Source organism: Sphingomonas sp. IC081, from assembly GCF_006874585.1.
Lineage (GTDB): Bacteria > Pseudomonadota > Alphaproteobacteria > Sphingomonadales > Sphingomonadaceae > Novosphingobium.
Genome location: NZ_CP029761.1, coordinates 1,218,152 through 1,235,120 on the forward strand (window position 1 = coordinate 1,218,152; position 16,969 = coordinate 1,235,120).

General features: G+C 67.6%; 17 protein-coding genes. 7 read left to right on the plus strand and 10 right to left on the minus strand.

From position 1 onward, the window contains the following. Position 1: 1 nt before the first annotated feature. From DM450_RS05855 to DM450_RS05865, 3 genes are all read right to left on the minus strand, one after another. Positions 2-469 (minus strand): HPr kinase/phosphorylase, encoded by a 468-nt coding sequence (locus DM450_RS05855; protein WP_142633236.1) that lies wholly within the window; start codon positions 467-469, stop codon positions 2-4. Positions 470-471: 2 nt separating this feature from the next. After that, positions 472-2,025: a stimulus-sensing domain-containing protein gene (locus DM450_RS05860; protein WP_142637562.1), complete on the minus strand. Its 1,554-nt coding sequence runs from the start codon at positions 2,023-2,025 to the stop codon at positions 472-474. Between the two features lie 112 nt (positions 2,026-2,137). After that, positions 2,138-2,890: a response regulator transcription factor gene (locus DM450_RS05865; RefSeq protein ID WP_142633237.1), complete on the minus strand. Its 753-nt coding sequence runs from the start codon at positions 2,888-2,890 to the stop codon at positions 2,138-2,140. A gap of 243 nt (positions 2,891-3,133) precedes the next feature. Here DM450_RS05865 and DM450_RS05870 point away from each other — a divergent pair, with 243 nt between their 5' ends. Then, on the plus strand, positions 3,134-4,741 hold the full coding sequence (locus DM450_RS05870) for a phosphoenolpyruvate carboxykinase (RefSeq protein WP_370584526.1): 1,608 nt from the start codon (positions 3,134-3,136) through the stop codon (positions 4,739-4,741). Between the two features lie 120 nt (positions 4,742-4,861). Further along, positions 4,862-5,215, plus strand: a complete 354-nt coding sequence (locus tag DM450_RS05875) for a hypothetical protein (protein WP_142633240.1) — start codon at positions 4,862-4,864, stop codon at positions 5,213-5,215. Between the two features lie 70 nt (positions 5,216-5,285). On the opposite strand, the gene DM450_RS05880 is transcribed toward DM450_RS05875, so the two are convergent. Then, positions 5,286-7,124: a DUF885 domain-containing protein gene (locus tag DM450_RS05880; RefSeq protein ID WP_142633242.1), complete on the minus strand. Its 1,839-nt coding sequence runs from the start codon at positions 7,122-7,124 to the stop codon at positions 5,286-5,288. A gap of 94 nt (positions 7,125-7,218) precedes the next feature. Between DM450_RS05880 and DM450_RS05885 the strand changes: the two genes are divergently transcribed. Further along, entirely contained in the window at positions 7,219-7,428 is a 210-nt protein-coding gene (locus tag DM450_RS05885; protein ID WP_142633243.1) for a hypothetical protein, read from the plus strand. Positions 7,429-7,471: 43 nt separating this feature from the next. On the opposite strand, the gene DM450_RS05890 is transcribed toward DM450_RS05885, so the two are convergent. Then, the gene (locus DM450_RS05890; RefSeq protein WP_142633245.1) at positions 7,472-8,128 is read right to left on the minus strand and encodes an alpha/beta hydrolase; all 657 of its coding nucleotides are present in this window, start codon (positions 8,126-8,128) and stop codon (positions 7,472-7,474) included. A 134-nt stretch (positions 8,129-8,262) separates the two neighbouring features. On the opposite strand from DM450_RS05890, the gene DM450_RS05895 reads away from it, so the two are divergent. The 4 genes from DM450_RS05895 (at position 8,263) to parC (ending at position 13,114) form a co-directional block, all read left to right on the plus strand. Then, on the plus strand, positions 8,263-9,318 hold the full coding sequence (locus DM450_RS05895; protein ID WP_142633247.1) for a cysteine desulfurase family protein: 1,056 nt from the start codon (positions 8,263-8,265) through the stop codon (positions 9,316-9,318). Then, positions 9,315-10,394: a cysteine desulfurase family protein gene (locus tag DM450_RS05900; protein ID WP_142633249.1), complete on the plus strand. Its 1,080-nt coding sequence runs from the start codon at positions 9,315-9,317 to the stop codon at positions 10,392-10,394. The genes DM450_RS05895 and DM450_RS05900 overlap by 4 nt, the downstream gene beginning before the upstream one ends. Before the next feature lies 1 nt (position 10,395). After that, positions 10,396-10,728: a 2Fe-2S iron-sulfur cluster-binding protein gene (locus DM450_RS05905; protein ID WP_142633251.1), complete on the plus strand. Its 333-nt coding sequence runs from the start codon at positions 10,396-10,398 to the stop codon at positions 10,726-10,728. Between the two features lie 91 nt (positions 10,729-10,819). After that, complete coding sequence (gene parC / locus DM450_RS05910) at positions 10,820-13,114, plus strand: DNA topoisomerase IV subunit A (RefSeq protein WP_142633253.1); 2,295 nt, start codon at positions 10,820-10,822, stop codon at positions 13,112-13,114. Between the two features lie 167 nt (positions 13,115-13,281). Here the strand turns inward: parC and DM450_RS05915 are convergent, their stop codons facing one another. The 5 genes from DM450_RS05915 to DM450_RS05935 form a co-directional block, all read right to left on the minus strand. Further along, a complete protein-coding gene (locus DM450_RS05915) occupies positions 13,282-13,926 on the minus strand; it encodes a TIGR02281 family clan AA aspartic protease (protein ID WP_142633255.1) in 645 nt (214 codons plus the stop codon). Continuing rightward, positions 13,923-15,107 carry a CCA tRNA nucleotidyltransferase gene (locus tag DM450_RS05920; RefSeq protein WP_142633257.1) on the minus strand — a complete coding sequence of 395 codons (1,185 nt, stop codon included), beginning with the start codon at positions 15,105-15,107 and terminating at the stop codon, positions 13,923-13,925. Before DM450_RS05920 ends, DM450_RS05915 begins: the two co-directional genes overlap by 4 nt. Further along, a complete protein-coding gene (locus tag DM450_RS05925; protein ID WP_142633259.1) occupies positions 15,100-15,693 on the minus strand; it encodes a CoA pyrophosphatase in 594 nt (197 codons plus the stop codon). Before DM450_RS05925 ends, DM450_RS05920 begins: the two co-directional genes overlap by 8 nt. Continuing rightward, positions 15,690-16,235: a DUF1285 domain-containing protein gene (locus tag DM450_RS05930; protein WP_142633261.1), complete on the minus strand. Its 546-nt coding sequence runs from the start codon at positions 16,233-16,235 to the stop codon at positions 15,690-15,692. The genes DM450_RS05925 and DM450_RS05930 overlap by 4 nt, the downstream gene beginning before the upstream one ends. A gap of 105 nt (positions 16,236-16,340) precedes the next feature. Then, positions 16,341-16,868 (minus strand): GNAT family N-acetyltransferase, encoded by a 528-nt coding sequence (locus DM450_RS05935; RefSeq protein ID WP_142633263.1) that lies wholly within the window; start codon positions 16,866-16,868, stop codon positions 16,341-16,343. Positions 16,869-16,969: the final 101 nt, after the last annotated feature.

Sequence of the window (16,969 nt, forward strand, 5' to 3'; positions counted from 1 at the left end):
GTCAGCCCGGCCTGTGGCCAAAGTGGGACAGTGCCAGTTCGGTCTTGAGCGCGAGCGGTCCCGATCCCGGCCAGAGGCGCAGATGTGGCAGCGGGATTCCGGCAATTTCAGTGGTTTGTGGGATCTCGATGAAGCGCGGTGCCGCGGGATCGAGGGTGACGAGCAGGGCGAGCGGCACCTCTTCCACGCAGGGAAACGGCAGCAGCCCGAGATTGCGCACTTCGATCAGCCCGCGGGTATTGGGATGCGGGCGGGCGAGAAGCACGCCGTTTTCCGCCATCAGCAGCACGCTGTCGTCGCCCACCAGCGCGGCTCCCCGGTCGATCAGTTCCAGCGCGAGGCTGGACTTGCCGGTACCGGATGCGCCCTCGATCAGCACGCCGCGCCCGCCGATGGCGACGCAGGTCGACTGGCGCGCGAAGGGGGAGGGATGTGCCGGTGCCGGTGCGGATGCGGGTGGGGTGTCCATGCTCATTCGCCCTGCCATGCGGGCAGCGAGACCACCAGCCGCGCGCCGTGTTCGCCGTCGATCCGGTCGGTCGCGCGCAGCTTGCCGAAGTGGGCCTCGACGATGGTGCGGGCGATGGCGAGGCCGAGGCCGCTGTGCTTGCCGAATTCCTCGCCGGAAGGGCGCAGCGAGTGGAAACGGTCGAAGATGCGTTCGCGCGCGCCTTCGGGGATGCCCGGGCCGTGGTCCGATACCGCGATGATCACCCGCGTACCCTCGCGCGCCAGCATGACCTCGATCGGCGCGCCGGCCGGGGAGAACGACACGGCGTTGTCGAGCAGGTTCTGGAGCACGCGCTCAAGGCGCGGCGCGTCGCCCGGCACCATCAGGCGGGTGGTCTCGTCCATGCCCGGTTCGCTGGTTTCCAGGACTTCGACCGGGCAATGGCCGTTGACGCCGCGCTGCGCCCTTTCGCTCGTCAGCGCGCGCACCAGGCGCCCCATGTCGACCGGCTCGAAAGTCGTGCGGCTGAGTTCGGCGTCGATGCGGCTGGCATCGGCGATCTCGGTGACGAGGAAGTCGATCCGCCGCACGTCGTCCTTGGCGATGCCGATCAGCTGGCGGCGCAAGTCGGGCTCGTCCACCCGGTCGAGGCTTTCGAGCGCGCTGCGCAGCGAGGTCAGCGGGTTCTTGAGTTCGTGGGCGACATCGGCGGCAAAGCTCTCCACCGCGTCGATGCGCTGGCGCAGGGCTCCGCTCATGTCGGAGACGGCGCGGGCCAGCAGGCCGATCTCGTCGCGGCGGTCGGGCAGGCGGGGGACGACCACGCTGCGGTCGCGTCCGAGGCGCACGCGCACGGTGGCGCGCACCAGCTTGCGCAGCGGCTCGACGATGGTGCGCGCCAGGAACAGCGAGAGCAGGATCGAGACGGCAAAGGCGCCGCCGACGATGATCGCCAGGGTCTGGCGGGCCATGCGCACGTTTTCGGTGATGTCGCGGGCGTTGCGGGTGACCAGCAGGGCCTCGCCGTCATGGCCGACCGGCGTGGCGGCGATGATGATCGGGGTCTGGTCGGGGGCGGCCTCGTGGTTGACCTCGGTGCGGCCATTGAGGAGGGCCTGGGTGATCTCGGGCCATGCCCGCGCATTGGCCCCGGGATTGTCCTCGTACGGCGGGATCGGCGGGGCGCCGAGAACGAAGTCCATGCCCTGGTCGATGGCGCGGGCGGCATCCTGCAGCCAGGGCTCGCTGGCGGGATCGACCAGCCGGTAGGAGGGCGGCGCGAGGTCGAAGCTGTCGGCGACGAGCTTGCCGCCTGCGTCGTAGAGGCGCAGGCGCAGCGCCTGCCCGGCGCCGATGCGGGCGATCAGTGCGCGGCGATCGGCAGAGTCCATGCCGGTCAGCGCATGGGCAACGATCTCGGCCTGCGAGGCGGCAAGCCGATACCGCTCGGCCAGCAGTTCGCGCCGGTAGCTGTCAATGTAGAACAGGCTGCCGGCCAGCAGGGCGAGGGCGATGACGTTGACGGCGAGGATGCGCGCGGTGAGCGAGACGCGCCAGGGCAGGCCCAGCCGCATGCCGAGGGGCGTTTTCCGGTGCTTGCCCTTGCCCCGTTTGCCCTTGCCGCGTTTGCCCGTGCCGCGCCGGGAGCGCTTCATGCCCTGTTGGCGGGGCGCCATGCTGCGGGATTCAGGCATCGGAGAAGGAGTAACCGGCGCCGTAGAGCGTGTCGATCGCGCCGAACTCGGGGTCGACCGCGCGGAACTTGCGGCGCAGGCGCTTGATGTGGCTGTCGATCGTGCGGTCGTCGACGTAGACGTCCTCGCTGTAGGCGGCATCCATCAGCTGGTTACGGCTCTTGACCACGCCGGGGCGGGTGGCGAGCGCCTCGAGGATCAGGAATTCGGTCACCGTCAGCGACACCGGCTCACCTTCCCAGGCGACCTGATGACGCGCGGGGTCGAGTTGCAGGCGGCCGCGCACGACGAGGTCCGGCAGGCCTTCGCCAGCGGCCGCATCGCTGGGCGTGCGGGTCAGTTCGCTGCGGCGCAGGATGGCGCGGATGCGCGCCACCAGCAGGCGCTGGCTGAAGGGTTTGGTGATATAGTCGTCGGCACCCATCGCGAGGCCGAGGGCCTCGTCCGGCTCCTCGTCCTTGGACGTGAGGAAGATCACCGGCAGGCTCGATTGCGCGCGCAGCGCCTGCAGCAGCGAGAGGCCGTCCATGCGCGGCATCTTGATGTCGAAGATGGCAAGGTCGGGCGGATTGTCGAGCAGGGCCTTCAGCGCGGTTTCGCCGTCGGTATAGACCCGCGTGGCGAAACCTTCGGCCTGCAGGCTGATCGAGAGGGTGGTGAGGATGTTGCGGTCGTCATCGACCAGCGCGATGGTCTGCGCGCGTGCTGCGGGACTGTCTCCGGGGGCTGTCGCAGGATCTGCCATGGGGCGGTGCACTGTCCTCTTGTCGCAGCATTTTTCGATAGGATGGTACGCCTAGCCGGACCGCTTCGGGCTGACAATCTCCGTTCCCGACGCAAAAGGGATGGCGTTCGTCGCGAGGGGCTTGGTTTATTTCTGCGGCGATTTGATCGAAAAGGGAGCGGCGCGTAAGCGCGGCCCCGAGTCTTGCGTAAAAATGTCCGGGCGCCAGACGACCCCGTCGTCTGGCGTCTGAAAATGGAGGAGATGACATTGACCGCTACCCTGAACTACTCGCTTGCCAAACAAGGCATTGAAACCAGTGCGGAAATATTCGCAAACCTGGGCACGGCACCGCTCGTCGAGCATGCAGTACGCAATGGAGAAGGCGTACTGAGTGCGGACGGTCCGTTCGTCGTTGCCACCGGCAAGCACACCGGCCGTTCGGCCAAGGACAAGTTCATCGTCAAGGACGCCGAGACGCAGGATACCGTCTGGTGGGGCAAGACCAACGTCGCCATGACGCCGGAGCACTTCGCGGCGCTCAAGGAGGACTTCCTCAAGGCCGTCGCCGAGAAGGACACGCTCTACGTGGCGGACCTGTTCGGCGGCTCGCAGCCCGAGCACCGCGTCAAGGTGCGGGTCATCAATGAATTCGCCTGGCACAACCTGTTCATCCGCACCCTGCTGGTGCGTCCCACCGAGGCCGAACTCGCGGATTTCGCGCCCGAATACACGATCATCGACTTGCCGGGCTTCCGCGCCGATCCCGCGCGTCACGGCTGCCGCAGCGAAACCGTGATCGCGGTCAACTTCACCGAGAAGCTGATCCTGATCGGCGGCACCGCCTATGCGGGCGAGATGAAGAAGTCGGTCTTCGGCATCCTCAACTACCTGCTGCCGGTCAAGGGCGTGATGCCGATGCACTGCTCGGCCAACATCGGCCCGGACGGCGATACCGCGGTGTTCTTCGGTCTGTCGGGCACCGGCAAGACCACGCTTTCGGCCGATGCCTCGCGCACGCTGATCGGCGATGACGAGCATGGCTGGTCGGACACCGCCGTGTTCAACTTCGAAGGCGGTTGCTACGCCAAGATGATCCGCCTCTCGGCCGAGGCCGAGCCGGAGATCTTCGCCACCACCAAACGCTTCGGCACCGTGCTCGAGAACGTGGTGATCGATCCGGTGACGCGCCAGATCGATCTTGAAGACAACTCCCTGGCCGAGAACAGCCGCGGTTCCTACCCGATCGACTTCATCCCGAACACTTCGGAGAAGAACCTCGGCCCGGTTCCCAAGAACATCATCTTCCTCACCGCCGATGCCTACGGCGTGCTGCCGCCGATCGCGCGGCTTACCCCCGACCAGGCGATGTATCACTTCCTCTCGGGCTATACCGCGCGCGTCGCCGGTACCGAGATCGGCGTGACCGAGCCGGAAGCCACCTTCAGCACCTGCTTCGGCGCGCCGTTCATGCCGCGTCACCCCTCGGTCTACGGCAACCTCCTCAAGGAGCGCATCGCCAAGGGCGGCGTGAAGTGCTGGCTGGTCAACACCGGCTGGTCGGGCGGCAAGGCGACCATGGAAGGCATCAAGCGCATGCCGATCAAGGCCACCCGCGCGCTGCTCAATGCGGCGCTCGACGGCAGCCTCAACACGGCCGAGTTCAAGGAAGATCCGAACTTCGGCTTCGAGGTTCCGGTGGCGGTGCCCGGCGTCGATGCCCGGCTGCTCGATCCGCGCGGCGCCTGGGCGGACGGCGCCGAGTACGACAAGACCGCACAGACGCTGGTCAAGCAGTTCATCGACAACTTCGCCCAGTTCGAAGCCCATGTCGACGAAGGCGTGCGCAAGGCGGCTCCCGTTTCGGCGTGATCCGGCGCTGTTCGGCGTGAAATAAGGGCAGGGCCCCGGAGCGACCGTTCCGGGGCCCTTGTCTTGTCACGAATAGGGTGCATCTTGCGGTTCCCCCCTCTCTTTCATGGAGATACGAACATGGGACTTTTCGACGGCATTCTCGGTCAGGTCAGCGAACACCCCGATGTCGCCAACCTCGCAGGCCAGCTGGGCATCGAGCCGGCGACGGCCGAGAAGGCGATCGCCGCGCTCGGCTTCGCGCACCAGCAGGAAGGTGACACCGCGCAGCTGGCCGCCGCCAAGACCGGCCTCGGTGTCGACACGATCCAGCAGATCATCGCCGCGATCGGCGGCGAGGGCTCGCTGAGCCAGTTTGCCGGCATGCTGGCGAACGACCCCGGAAAGTTCGCGGCCTTGCTCGACAAGGACGGCGACGGCAGCGTGATCGACGACATCACCGATGCCGCCAAGGGCCTGTTCGGGCAGCGCTGATCGCCAACGCGGCGCAGCAAAAAGGGCGCTCCGGCCAGGCCGGGGCGCCCTTTTCCTGTCTGCGGTGAAATCAGCGCTTGCGCGTTACCGCGATGTAGTCGTCGATGTTGGTGGCCAGCACGTCGAGCGGGACGTTGCCGCCGTCGACCACGGCCTGGTCGAAATCGCGCAGGTCATAGGCCGAACCCAGCGCCTGCTGCGCGCGGCTGCGCTGGAGGTTGATCTCCGAATGGCCCATCTTGTAGCCGCAGGCCTGTCCCGGCCAGGAGCAGTAGCGGTCCACTTCGCTGGCGATTTCCTCCCGCTTGTTGCCGTTCTTCTGCATGAAGAACTGCACCGCCTGTTCGCGGCCCCAGCCCTTGGTGTGGAGGCCGGTGTCGACCACCATGCGGCAGGCGCGGAAGGCCAGCGACTGGAGGTAACCGAGGCGGCCGACCGGATCGTTGTCGTAGGCGCCCAGTTCGTCGGCCAGCTGCTCGCCGTAAAGCGCCCAGCCTTCCGAATAGGCGTTGAACGCCAGCATCGAGCGGATCAGCGGCAGGCGGTTGGCATATTCGCCCTGCCAGACGTGGCCGGGGATCGCCTCGTGATGGACCAGCGTGGGCAGGTCGTACTTGCGGTGCAGGTCGGTGGAACGCAGGTTGATCCACATCTTGCCCGGCACCGTGCCGTCCTTCGAGCCGCCGCCGCCGTAAGCGGTGGGGGCGCCGGGTTCCTCGGCAAGCGGCAGGCGGTGCACTTCCACCTTGCCCGAAACCGGATCGCGGAAGGCGCGCGGCATCTGCGCGCGGATCCAGTCCACCCGCTTCTGGATGAAGGCCATGATCTCGGCGCGGCCGGGATCGCCCTCGGGGAACATGAAGCGCTTGTCGCTGCCGAGCGCGGTCATGCGCTCGCCCACGGTGCCCTGCGTGTAGCCGAGCGACTTCAGGATCGGCTCCATGCGGGCGTGAAGCACGGCCAGTTCCTCGAGGCCGCGCTCATGGATTTGCGCGGCGGGGACGGTCGTGGTCGTGCTGGCGCGCAGGGCCCAGGCGTAGAATTCGTCGCCGTGCGGGCGCGCGCTCATGCCGGGGTCGCTCTTGGCAAGGCCGCGCTGGCGCTTGAGTTCGGCGAGCTGGCGTTCGAGCGCGGGCACCACTTCGCCCGCCACGATCCTCTTCGTGCGGCCTTCCCAGTCGCCGGGGATCGTTTTGGTGCGGCTGACCAGCGAGGAGACCATGCCGCCGCCGCCATCGCGGGCATCGGCAAGGGTGCTTTCCATCTGGGCGATGGCGCGGTCCAGCAGGAAGTCGGGTGGGACAAGGCCCTGGTCGGTCGCCGCGCGCATGCGCTCCAGTTCGCCGTCGAGCTGGCTGTCGAACTGCGAGAGGCGCGCGACATAGGCCTCGGCGTCCTCGGCGGTCTTCACCTGGTGGTCGGCATCGAGGAACTTGGGCGTGTCGAGATAGGCGCCGACGTTCTGGATCACCACGTAGGGGGTGTTGCGCCAGCCGCCGACGGCAACGTCGCCGTAGGGCAGGGCAAGACCGTCGAGCGAGGTCTTGTAGGCGCTGCGGATCACCGCCAGGCTGGTGCGCTCGGCATGGTTCAGGTGGCTGGGGTTGAAGGCCTGCACTTTGGCAAGATCGCCGCGCAGCGTGTCGGCAAGCGCCGCGCGTCCGGCAAAGGAGCGGTCCTCCAGTTGCGATCGCAGCGCGGCATGGGTGCCGGTATCGACGCCAAGCGTGGTGGCGGTTTCGGGGGCGTGCCGGATCAGGTCCCAGGCGACCGCATCGAGCAGCGGCGCGGCGCTTGTCGGCGCGGCAGGCGAGGCGGCCAGCGCGCGGGCGCCCGGCAGCGCGAGCGCGGCCGTGCCGGTGGCGAGAAGCTGTAGCGTGGTGCGGCGCGAGAGGGGCGCGCTTCCCATGACGTGGTTGTTCATGGCCGGCGAAACTGGCGAGCGCGGGGCCCGCTGTCAAACCCGCTCGATTGCGCCGCCGTGCTGGGCTAGGGGATAAGCCATGGATATTGCGCTTTCCCTGCTCGTTCTTGCCATTGCCGCGCTTGTGCTGGGGGCGACCGCGCTGTTCCGGCGCGGCGGCTATCGCAGGCAGGCGGTGCTGATGCTGGTGCTGGCGGCCGTGATGGCGGTGAACGTGGCGATCCTGGTGGTGCCGACGGGCCGCGGCGAGACGGTGGCGGCGGCAGCAAAGGAAAAGGCGCCGGAGTAGCTCTCCGACGCCTCGTGTTTTCCGGTCCGCGGTCTCGCGCCGATTACTTGATCGGGCAATCCGGCGCGAGGCGCATGTCGAGGTAGTTGTCGACCGAGCGCATCAGGTCGTCCATCTCGTTCTCGAAGAAGTGGTTCGCGCGCGGGATCTCGTCGTGGTGGATGGTGATGTGCTTCTGCGTGCGCAGCTTGTCGACCAGCTTCTGCACGGCATTGGGCGTCACCACCGTGTCCGCCGCGCCCTGGATGATGATGCCCGAGGCCGGGCAGGGGGCGAGGAACGAGAAGTCGTACATGTTGGCCGGCGGCGCCACCGAGATAAAGCCGCGGATTTCCGGGCGGCGCATCAGCAGCTGCATGCCGATCAGCGCGCCGAACGAATAGCCCGCGATCCAGGTGGACGAAGCCTCGGGGTGGATCGACTGCACCCAGTCGAGCGCCGCTGCCGCGTCGGACAGTTCGCCCACGCCGTTGTCGAAGCTGCCCTGGCTGCGGCCGACACCGCGGAAGTTGAAGCGCAGCGTCGCGAAGCCGCGCGCCACGAACGTCTTGTAGAGGTGCTGGGTGATGCGGTCGTTCATCGTGCCGCCCGCCTGCGGGTGCGGGTGGAGGATCATCGCCACCGGTGCGCGCGGGCGCGTTGCGGGCTGGAAGCGGCCTTCGAGGCGGCCTTCGGGTCCGGGAAAGATGACTGATGGCATGTGTTTTGCGGGCCTGACCTGTTGAAACTCCCGCGAAATACCGCCGGCCATTGGCCGCATCGACATTCACGGGAGTGGTAAAGGAATGGATCGCTATATAGAAACACTGGGCCCAAAAACAACTTTTGCAGAACATGGCCTCTCAAACGATCTATCTCGATCACGCCGCGACCACTCCGATCATGCCCGAAGCGCGCGAAGCCTGGCTTGAAGGCGCCGCGATCTGGGCGAATCCGTCCAGTCCGCACAAGGCCGGACGCGCCGCCCGCGCCGCGCTGGAGCAGGCGCGCGAACGGGTGAAACAGGCGCTCGGCTGGCAGGGTGAACTGATTTTCACCTCGGGCGCCAGCGAGGCCCTGGCGATTGGGCTTGGCCGGGCCAAGGCGGAGCGGCGGCTGGTCTCGGCGGTGGAGCACGATGCGGTGTTTCGTGCCGCGCCCGGCGCGCTGGAATTGCCGGTGCGCGAAGGCGAGGTCGATCCCGAGGCTCTGGCGGCTGCGTTGGCTGACGGTGGACGGGCGGTGGTCGCGGTCCAGTCGGTCAATTCGGAAACCGGCACGATCTTGCTGCCCTACGCACGCAATCCGCTGATCGAGCAGGTGCGCGCGGCGGGCGGGCTGGTGCTGGCGGACTGTTCGCAAAGCGCCGGCAAGGCGCCGCTTCCCGATGCCGACATGGTGGTGCTGTCGGCGCACAAGCTGGGCGGCCCGATCGGCATCGGCGCGCTGCTGGTGAAGGACTGGGCCATGCTGGAGCCGAGCGGCGGGCAGGAGCGCGGCTACCGTGCGGGCACCGAAAACCTGCCCGGCGCGATGGGCTTTGCAGCGGCGCTTGAGGCGCGCGGGCTGGAGGACTGGGCAACCACCGCCGAGCAGCGGTTCGATTTCAAGAACGCGCTGTTCAGGCATGGCGAGGTGATCCAGCCCGGGGTGCAGTGCTCGCATATCTTTGCCGTGGCCGCGCCGCGTCTGGCGGCGACGGCAATGCTCATCCGCATGGATGCGATGGGCTTCGCGATCTCGGCGGGCAGCGCCTGTTCCTCGGGTACGCTCAAGCAGAGCCGGGTGCTGAAGGGCTTCGGCATCGACGAGGATCTTGCCCGCCGCACCGTGCGTGTGAGCATCGGCTGGAACACCACGCCCGCCGAACTCGATGCCTTTGCCGAGGCCTGGGCGCAGGTGAACGCGTGATCTACCTCGACTATCAGGCCACCACCCCGCTCGCCCCGGAGGCGCGCGACGCCATGCTGCCCTGGCTGGGCGGGCCTGAGGGCATGGGGTTCGCCAATCCGCACAGCCCGCATCGGCCGGGGCGCGGCGGCGCCGCCATCGTCGAGGTCGCGCGCGAGCAGGTTGCGGCGCTTTTGCCGCCGGGTGGGAGGGTGATCTTCACCTCGGGCGCTACCGAGGCGATCAACCTCGCGCTGCAGGGCAGCGGCGCGCGGCGTCTCGCCGTTTCGGCCATCGAGCATGCCGCCGTGCTGGACACCGCGCGGGCGATCGATCCCGAGGTGTCGGTGCTGCCCGTCGATGGCCAAGGACTGATCGCCAGCGATGCATCGATCCCGGAGGGGTCCGGCCTTGTCGCGGTGATGCAGGTCAACAACGAGATCGGCACGATCCAGCCGGTCGAGGCGCTGGCCGAGGCGGCGCACCGGGCAGGCGCGCTGTTCCTGTGCGACGGGGTGCAGGGCGCGGGCAAGCTCGCCGCGCCCCAGGGCGCGGACCTGATCGCGATCTCGGCGCATAAGCTCTACGGCCCCAAGGGCATCGGCGCGCTGTGGATTCGCGATGGGATCGACCTCAAGCCGCTGATCCACGGCGGCGGTCAGGAGCAGGGCCTGCGCTCCGGCACGCTGAGCCCCGCGCTCTGTGCCGGGTTCGGCGCGGCGGCGGCATTGGCGGCGACCCGCATGGACGAGGACGCCGCCCATGTCGAAATGCTCTGGGCCCACGCCCGCGCGATCCTTGCCCGCTGGGTGCTGAACGGCTCGGCCGAGCATCGCTGGCGCGGAAACCTCAATCTGCGGCTGGCGGGGCTCGATGTCGCGCGGCTGATGTCGGACCTTCGGAACATCGCGTTTTCCGCCGGTTCCGCCTGCGCCAGCGGCTCGGGACGGCCCAGTCACGTGCTCAAGGCACTGGGACTTTCGGACGCGGAGGCCAAAAGCTCTATCCGTCTGGGATTCGGGAGATATAGTGGCCTCAGGGAAATCGAGGATGCCTGCACACGAATAGAAGCCGCGGCAGCGGTGCAGGGAGTCTGAATTGTTGAACGTCAGATTTGTTACCGCCGAAGGAGCCTCCGTCACGGCCGAGGCCGAACCGGGCACGCGCCTGCTTGCGCTTGCGCAGCGCTGCGGCATGCCGCTTGAGGGAACCTGCGAGGGGCAGATGGCCTGTTCCACCTGTCACGTGATCGTCTCGCCCGACTGGTTCGACGTTCTGGAGCCTGCCTCCAACGACGAGGAAGACATGCTGGACCTTGCCGCCGGCGTCACCCGCACCAGCCGCCTTGCCTGCCAGATCGAACTGACGGACGCGCTCGACGGCCTTGAAGTGCGCATCCCCGGCCTCTCGCGGGACATGCAGATCGGCTGATCGCGATAAATCGGAACGAATCGGGAAACCAAGCTCTGGAAAACGCTGGAATCCGACTTGGCACCGGGCGGGGCGCTGCTAGGTTCCGCGCATGGTGACCACGACCGACGAAGACTCCGATCCGTTCGACGCCATTGTCGACGCGCCTTTCGATGCCGCGCTCTCGCAGCGCTACCTCGTCTATGCGCTCTCGACGATCACGGCGCGCTCGCTGCCGGACTTGCGCGACGGGATGAAGCCGGTGCACCGCCGCCTGCTCTGGGCGATGCGGCAGCTCAAGCTCGATCCCGCCAGTGCCTACAAGAAGTCGGCCCGCGTCGTCGGCGACGTCATCGGCAAATACCACCCGCATGGCGACGCCTCGGTCTACGATGCGATGGTCCGCCTCGCGCAGGACTTCTCGCTGCGCTATCCGCTGGTGCAGGGGCAGGGCAACTTCGGCAATATCGACGGCGATAACGCCGCCGCCTACCGCTATACCGAAGCGCGCCTGACACGCACGGCGATCCACCTCATGGCGGGGCTGGACGAAGGCACCGTCGATTTCGTTCCCACCTACAACGGCGAAGAGAGCGAGCCGGACATCTTCCCCGGCATGTTCCCGAACCTGCTGGCGAACGGCTCGACCGGCATCGCCGTGGGCATGGCCACCTCGATCCCCAGCCACAACGTCGCCGAGATCATCGATGCGACGATGATGCTGATCGACAATCCCCAGGCCGAGCATGACCAGCTCATGCAGGTGTTCCACGGCCCGGACTTCGCGACCGGCGGCCTGGTGGTCGACAGCCCCGAGGCGATCAGCCACGCCTACGAGACCGGCAAGGGCGCGTTCCGCGTGCGCGGCCGGTTCTCGACCGGAAAGGACGAGGCGGGCAACTGGGAAGAGACCGGGATCGAGAAGCTGGGCAGCGGCCAGTGGCAGCTGGTCATTTCCGAAATCCCCTACATGCTGCCCAAGGGCAAGCTGATCGAGCAGGTCGCCGCGCTGATCGGCGACAAGAAGCTGCCGATCCTCGAAGACATCCGCGACGAGAGCGACGAGCAGATCCGCATCGTCTTTGTGCCCAAGAGCCGCAACGTCGATCCCGAGATGCTGAAGGAGAGCCTCTACAAGCTCACCGATCTCGAAAGCCGCTTCTCGCTCAATCTCAACGTGCTGGATTCGCACCGCACGCCGGGGGTGATGGGCCTCAAGCTGCTGCTGTCCGAATGGGTCTACAGCCAGATCGACATCCTGCTGCGCCGCACCCGGCACCGGCTGGAAAAGATCGCCTCGCGGCTGGAGCTGGTTGCCGGCTACATCATCGCCTACCTCAACCTCGACCGGATCATCGAGATCATCCGCACCGAGGACGAGCCCAAGGCGGTGATGATGGCCGAGTTCGAGCTGACCGACCGTCAGGCCGAAGCCATCCTCAACATGCGCCTGCGTTCCTTGCGCAAGCTGGAGGAGATGGAGCTTCGCAAGGAGCATGAGGACCTGCTGAAGGAGCAGGACGAACTCAACAAGCTGCTCGAAAGCCCGGCCCGCCAGCGCACGCGCCTGAAGCGCGACCTGACCACGCTACGCAAGGAATATGCCGAGGATACCGTGCTCGGCCGTCGCCGCACGACGATCGCGCAGGCCAGGCCGACGGTCGAGTTCAGCATGGACGCGATGATCGAGAAGGAGCCGGTGACGGTGATCCTCTCGGCGCGCGGCTGGGTGCGTGCGGCCAAGGGGCACGTGGCTCTGGACGGCGATTTCAAGTTCAAGGAAGGCGATGGCCCGGCTTTCGCCTTCCATGCGCAGACCACCGACAAGATCCTGATCGCGCTCGACAATGGCCGTTTCTACACGGTCGGCGCCGACAAGCTGCCGGGTGCGCGCGGGTTTGGCGAGCCGATCCGCACGATGGTCGACATCGATGCCGATGCGCACATCATCGCCGCGCTGGTCTACAAGCCGAAGTCGCAGATCCTGCTGGCCTCCAACATCGGGCGCGGCTTCGCGGTGGAAGCCGAGGACCTGCTTGCCGAAACCCGCAAGGGCCGTGCGGTAATGTCCACCAAGCCGGGCATCCACCTCAAGATCGTGCGCGAGATTCCGGCGGAGCACGATCACGTGGCCGTGGTGGGCGACAACCGCAAGCTGGTGATCTTCAGCCTCGAGGAACTGCCGCTGATGGCCAAGGGGCAGGGCGTCACGCTCCAGCGCTACCGCGACGGCGGGCTGTCGGACCTCATTACCCTCAGGCTGGAGGATGGTCTTTCGTGGACGATGGGCGGCGAGACCGGCCGCACGCGCAACGAGAAGGACATGGGCCTGTGGAAGGTCGCGCGCGGCGCGGCCGGCCGCTTGCCGCCGACCGGATTCCCGCGCGACAACAAGTTCCAGGGTTAGCTTTTGCGAGATTAAACCTTGTCGTCCCCGCGCAGGCGGGGACCCCGCTTTTCCTTCGCGGTTTGGCAGAAGGTAGCGGGGCCCCCGCCTGCGCGGGGGCGACGAGGTGTTTGTTGTGAGGGCGTGCGACGGCTCAGGCTACGCTCCCCTGCTTTAACCTTTCTTCTTCACCCGCCCGAAGCGGCAGCCTTGGGCACCAGGATCAGCTGGTTGTTCTCCACCCGCCACGATCCGAGCTGCGAGAGCAGGTTCATCCCGATCACATTGGTTTCCACCTCGTTGTCCGGCCCGATGGCGACCGGCAGCGAGGTCGCCTCGATCGAGCCGAAGCGCAGCGAGCCGGCGGTCGCCATGCGGGCGACGATGGTGCCGTTCGCGGTATCCAGCATCACGCCCTGATCGCCGTCGTCCGGCAGGATCCCGGCGCGCTGGGCGACGGATTGCGAGATGCCGGTATAGGTCGCGCCGGTATCGATGAGGAAGTTCACCGGCTGGCCGTTGAGCTGCGCTTCCACCCAGAAATGTCCGTCGGTGCGCAGCGGTAGCACGGTCTGCGCGCCTTGCACCGTGGCCGGGCGCAACTGGTCGAGCCAGAGCGCGGCGTCGGAGCGGTGGGCGTTGCCGGCGAGGCTGGCCACGGTCAGCAGCAGGGCGGCGGTGAGGCCCAGATAGGAGGTGTTGCGCAGCCCGTGGCTGAGGCGCGGGTAACGCACCGTCAGCATGCCCGCCAGGATCGAGACCAGGATCGCCGCGATGGTCAGCGCCATCAGCGGCTTCTGGTAGAGGAATTCGGATAGTTCGCCGAGATTCACGAGTTCTGCTCCGCCAGTTCGGCGTCGAGCAGGGCATCGACGCGGGCCGCCGCGGGGAAGCCTTCGGCAATCCAGCGCTCTTCCACGCGGCGCAGCAGGCGGGCGACTTGCGGCCCGGCGCTGACGCCGCGAGCGACGATCTGGCCGCCTTTCAGCGGAAACGCGGGGATCTGCCAGCCGGTGATCGATGCGGCGTCGGCCCCGGCGATCAGCAGCCGGTCGAGCGCGCCGTCCTGGCCGAGGCGGTAGGCGAGGGCGCGGGCCTCGCCGGGCTCGGCCTCGCGCGCGGCGGCGAGGGCCAGGCGCTTTTTCTGCGCGCCGGAGAGGCGAAAGCGCGAGGCAACCTGTTCGGCCAGCGGCACTTGCGCCGGTAGCAGCGCGGCAAGACGGCGCAGCGGATCGGGGCCGATGTCCTGTGCCTGCTCGGCAGCGACCAGCGCGGCAAGGGCAGCGGGATCGGCTTCGGGCAGGATGACGGCAAGCACGCCAAGCTCTGCCATGCGCGCTACGGTCGGCGCGGGATCGGGCAGGCCGAGGAGGTTCATCATCTCCATGCCCACGCGCTCGCGGGACAGGCCCTTGAGCGTGGCGGCGAGTTCGGAGCAGGCGCGTTCGGCTTCCTCGTCCGCCGGTTGCGACCCGAACCGGGCCTGGAAGCGGAAGTAGCGCAGGATCCGCAAGTGATCCTCGCGGATGCGCTGGCGGGCGTCGCCGATGAAACGCACGCGGCGCTCGGCAAGGTCGGCAAGGCCGCCGAAATAGTCGACGATTTCGCCGTTCAGCGGATCGGCATAGAGTGCGTTGATCGTGAAGTCCCGGCGGGCGGCATCGTCGCGCCAGTCCTCGGCGAACTCCACGGTGGCACGGCGACCGTCGGTGGAGACGTCGTGGCGCAGGGTGGTGATCTCCACCGGCCCGCCGGGCAGCACGGCGGTCACGGTGCCGTGTTCGATGCCGGTCGGCACGCGGTGGATGTCGGCGCGCTTGAGGCGGATCATCACTTCGTCCGGTTCCAGCGTGGTGGCCATGTCGATGTCCTTCACCGGCAGGCCGAGCCGCGTGTCACGCACGGCGCCGCCGACGAAGCGGACGTTCTGCGCGCCCAGCGTGTCGACCAGCGCGGCGATGTCCTCCCGGTGCATCCATTCGGGTGCGATGCGGGCGGGCAAGTGTTCAGTCATTCCAGTCGAGCCTGCGGGAAAGGTTGTGAAGGATCGCCCCGGTCACGCCCCAGATGCGGTGGTCGTGCCAGTTGATCTCGACAAAGCGGTGGTAGCGGTTTTCCCACTCGACCGAGCAGTGCTGCTGGTTGGCGGGATCGAGGAGATAGCCCATCGGCGCCTCGAACCACTGCGCCACTTCGGCCGGGTTGGGGTGGATCGGCAGGTCGGCGGGGATCACCGCGAGGACCGGGGTGATCTCGTAGCCGCTGCCGGTGCGGTAGACGTCGCTGGTGCCCAGCACCTGCACGTCGCGCGGATGGATGCCCAGTTCCTCGTCCGCTTCGCGCAGAGCCGCTTCGATCGCGGTCTCGCCGTCATCCAGCCGGCCGCCGGGAAACGCGATCTGGCCGGGATGGGCGCGCATGGTGGAGGGGCGGTGGAGCAGCAGGGTGCCGGGTTTTTCCCGCTCGGTCAGCGTGATGAGGACGGCGGCGGGCTTGAACTCCGGGATATTCTCGATGCGCGGATCGAGCCAGAGCTGTGGCGGGGCGTTCCTGTGGGCGGCCTCGAAACGCGGGCGCAGGCGGTCGAACAGCAGGCTCATGCCGGCACCAGATCGAACGTCGCGCCCTGGCTGGTTACCGACAGATCGCCGCCCGCGAACGCGATTTCGGCAAGCTGGCCATAAGTGCTGCGGTTGAGGCGGGCTTCGGTGCCGTTGCGCACGGAAAGGTAGATCGCCGGGGTTTCGGGATCGCCATGGCTGCGGATCGGGTGGTCGGGCCCGGCGATGACAAGATCGTCGGTGTTGAGGCGGAAAACCAGCGCATCGCCCTCGGCGCGCACGTCGGTGGCGATGAAGGCGGCGTCCTCGACTTCGATGGAAAGCTTTTCGGCGGGCGTGACCAGCCAGTGCCGGCCCTCATCGTCGCGCAGCAGCAGCGAGGCGAAGGCGCGGACCATCGCGGGACGGCGGATCTCACCGCCCTGATGGAACCAGCGGCCATCCGCCGCGATGCGCATTTCGCTGTCGCCGATGACCGCAGGCGACCACTGCGACACCGGCGGCAACTTGCGCGCGGCCATGAGTTCGGCCGCTTGCGAGAGCGTCAGCGCGTTCAGATCGGGCGGCACGTCATAAGGCATGGCTATCGCGATGCCAGATAGGGACGCCCGCGCCAAGGTCCAGCCTGCGATTTAACGCGGGCCGGTTGTTGTGGATCAGCGCAGCCCCAATCAGCGCAGCCCCAATTAGCGGAGCCAGGGCCCCAGCATGCCCTCACGCGGGAGGACGGCGGGATTTTCGCTGCGCACCAGCAGGCGGTGCTGCTCGAACGGGCCGGGCAGGCTCCAGCCGCCGGTGGCCTCGCTGGTGAAGCCCCAGCGCTCGTAGTACTCGGGATCGCCGATCAGCACTTGCGGCAGCGGCGCGCGGGCGTCGATCCCGGCGAGGCTGGCCGATACCAGCGCCTTGCCGAAGCCCTGTCCCTGCAGTTCGGGCAGCACGGCGACCGGGCCGACCATGATCAGCGGATGGGCACGGCCTTCGCCATCGGTGAGTGCCACCGGCCAGCACTGGATCGAGCCGACCAGCATCTCGGCGCTGTCGAGCGCGGCGAAGGACAGGCCGGGCAGCCATTCGGTCCCCTCGCGTACCTTGTAGGCGGTGCGCGTGTGTCGCTCCGGCTCGAACGCACGGTCGAGCAGCGCTTCGACGAGCGCGGGATCGACATTGTCGAGCGGGATGAGCGTGGCGGTGTCGGGGATGGTTTCGGACATGGCGCGCGCCGATAGGATTGGCGCGCGCCTTTGTCGATTCAATTCGGCTAATGCGGGATTAGTGTCTGTTTGGAAAATGCCGTCCCGGCATTTTCGTGGCG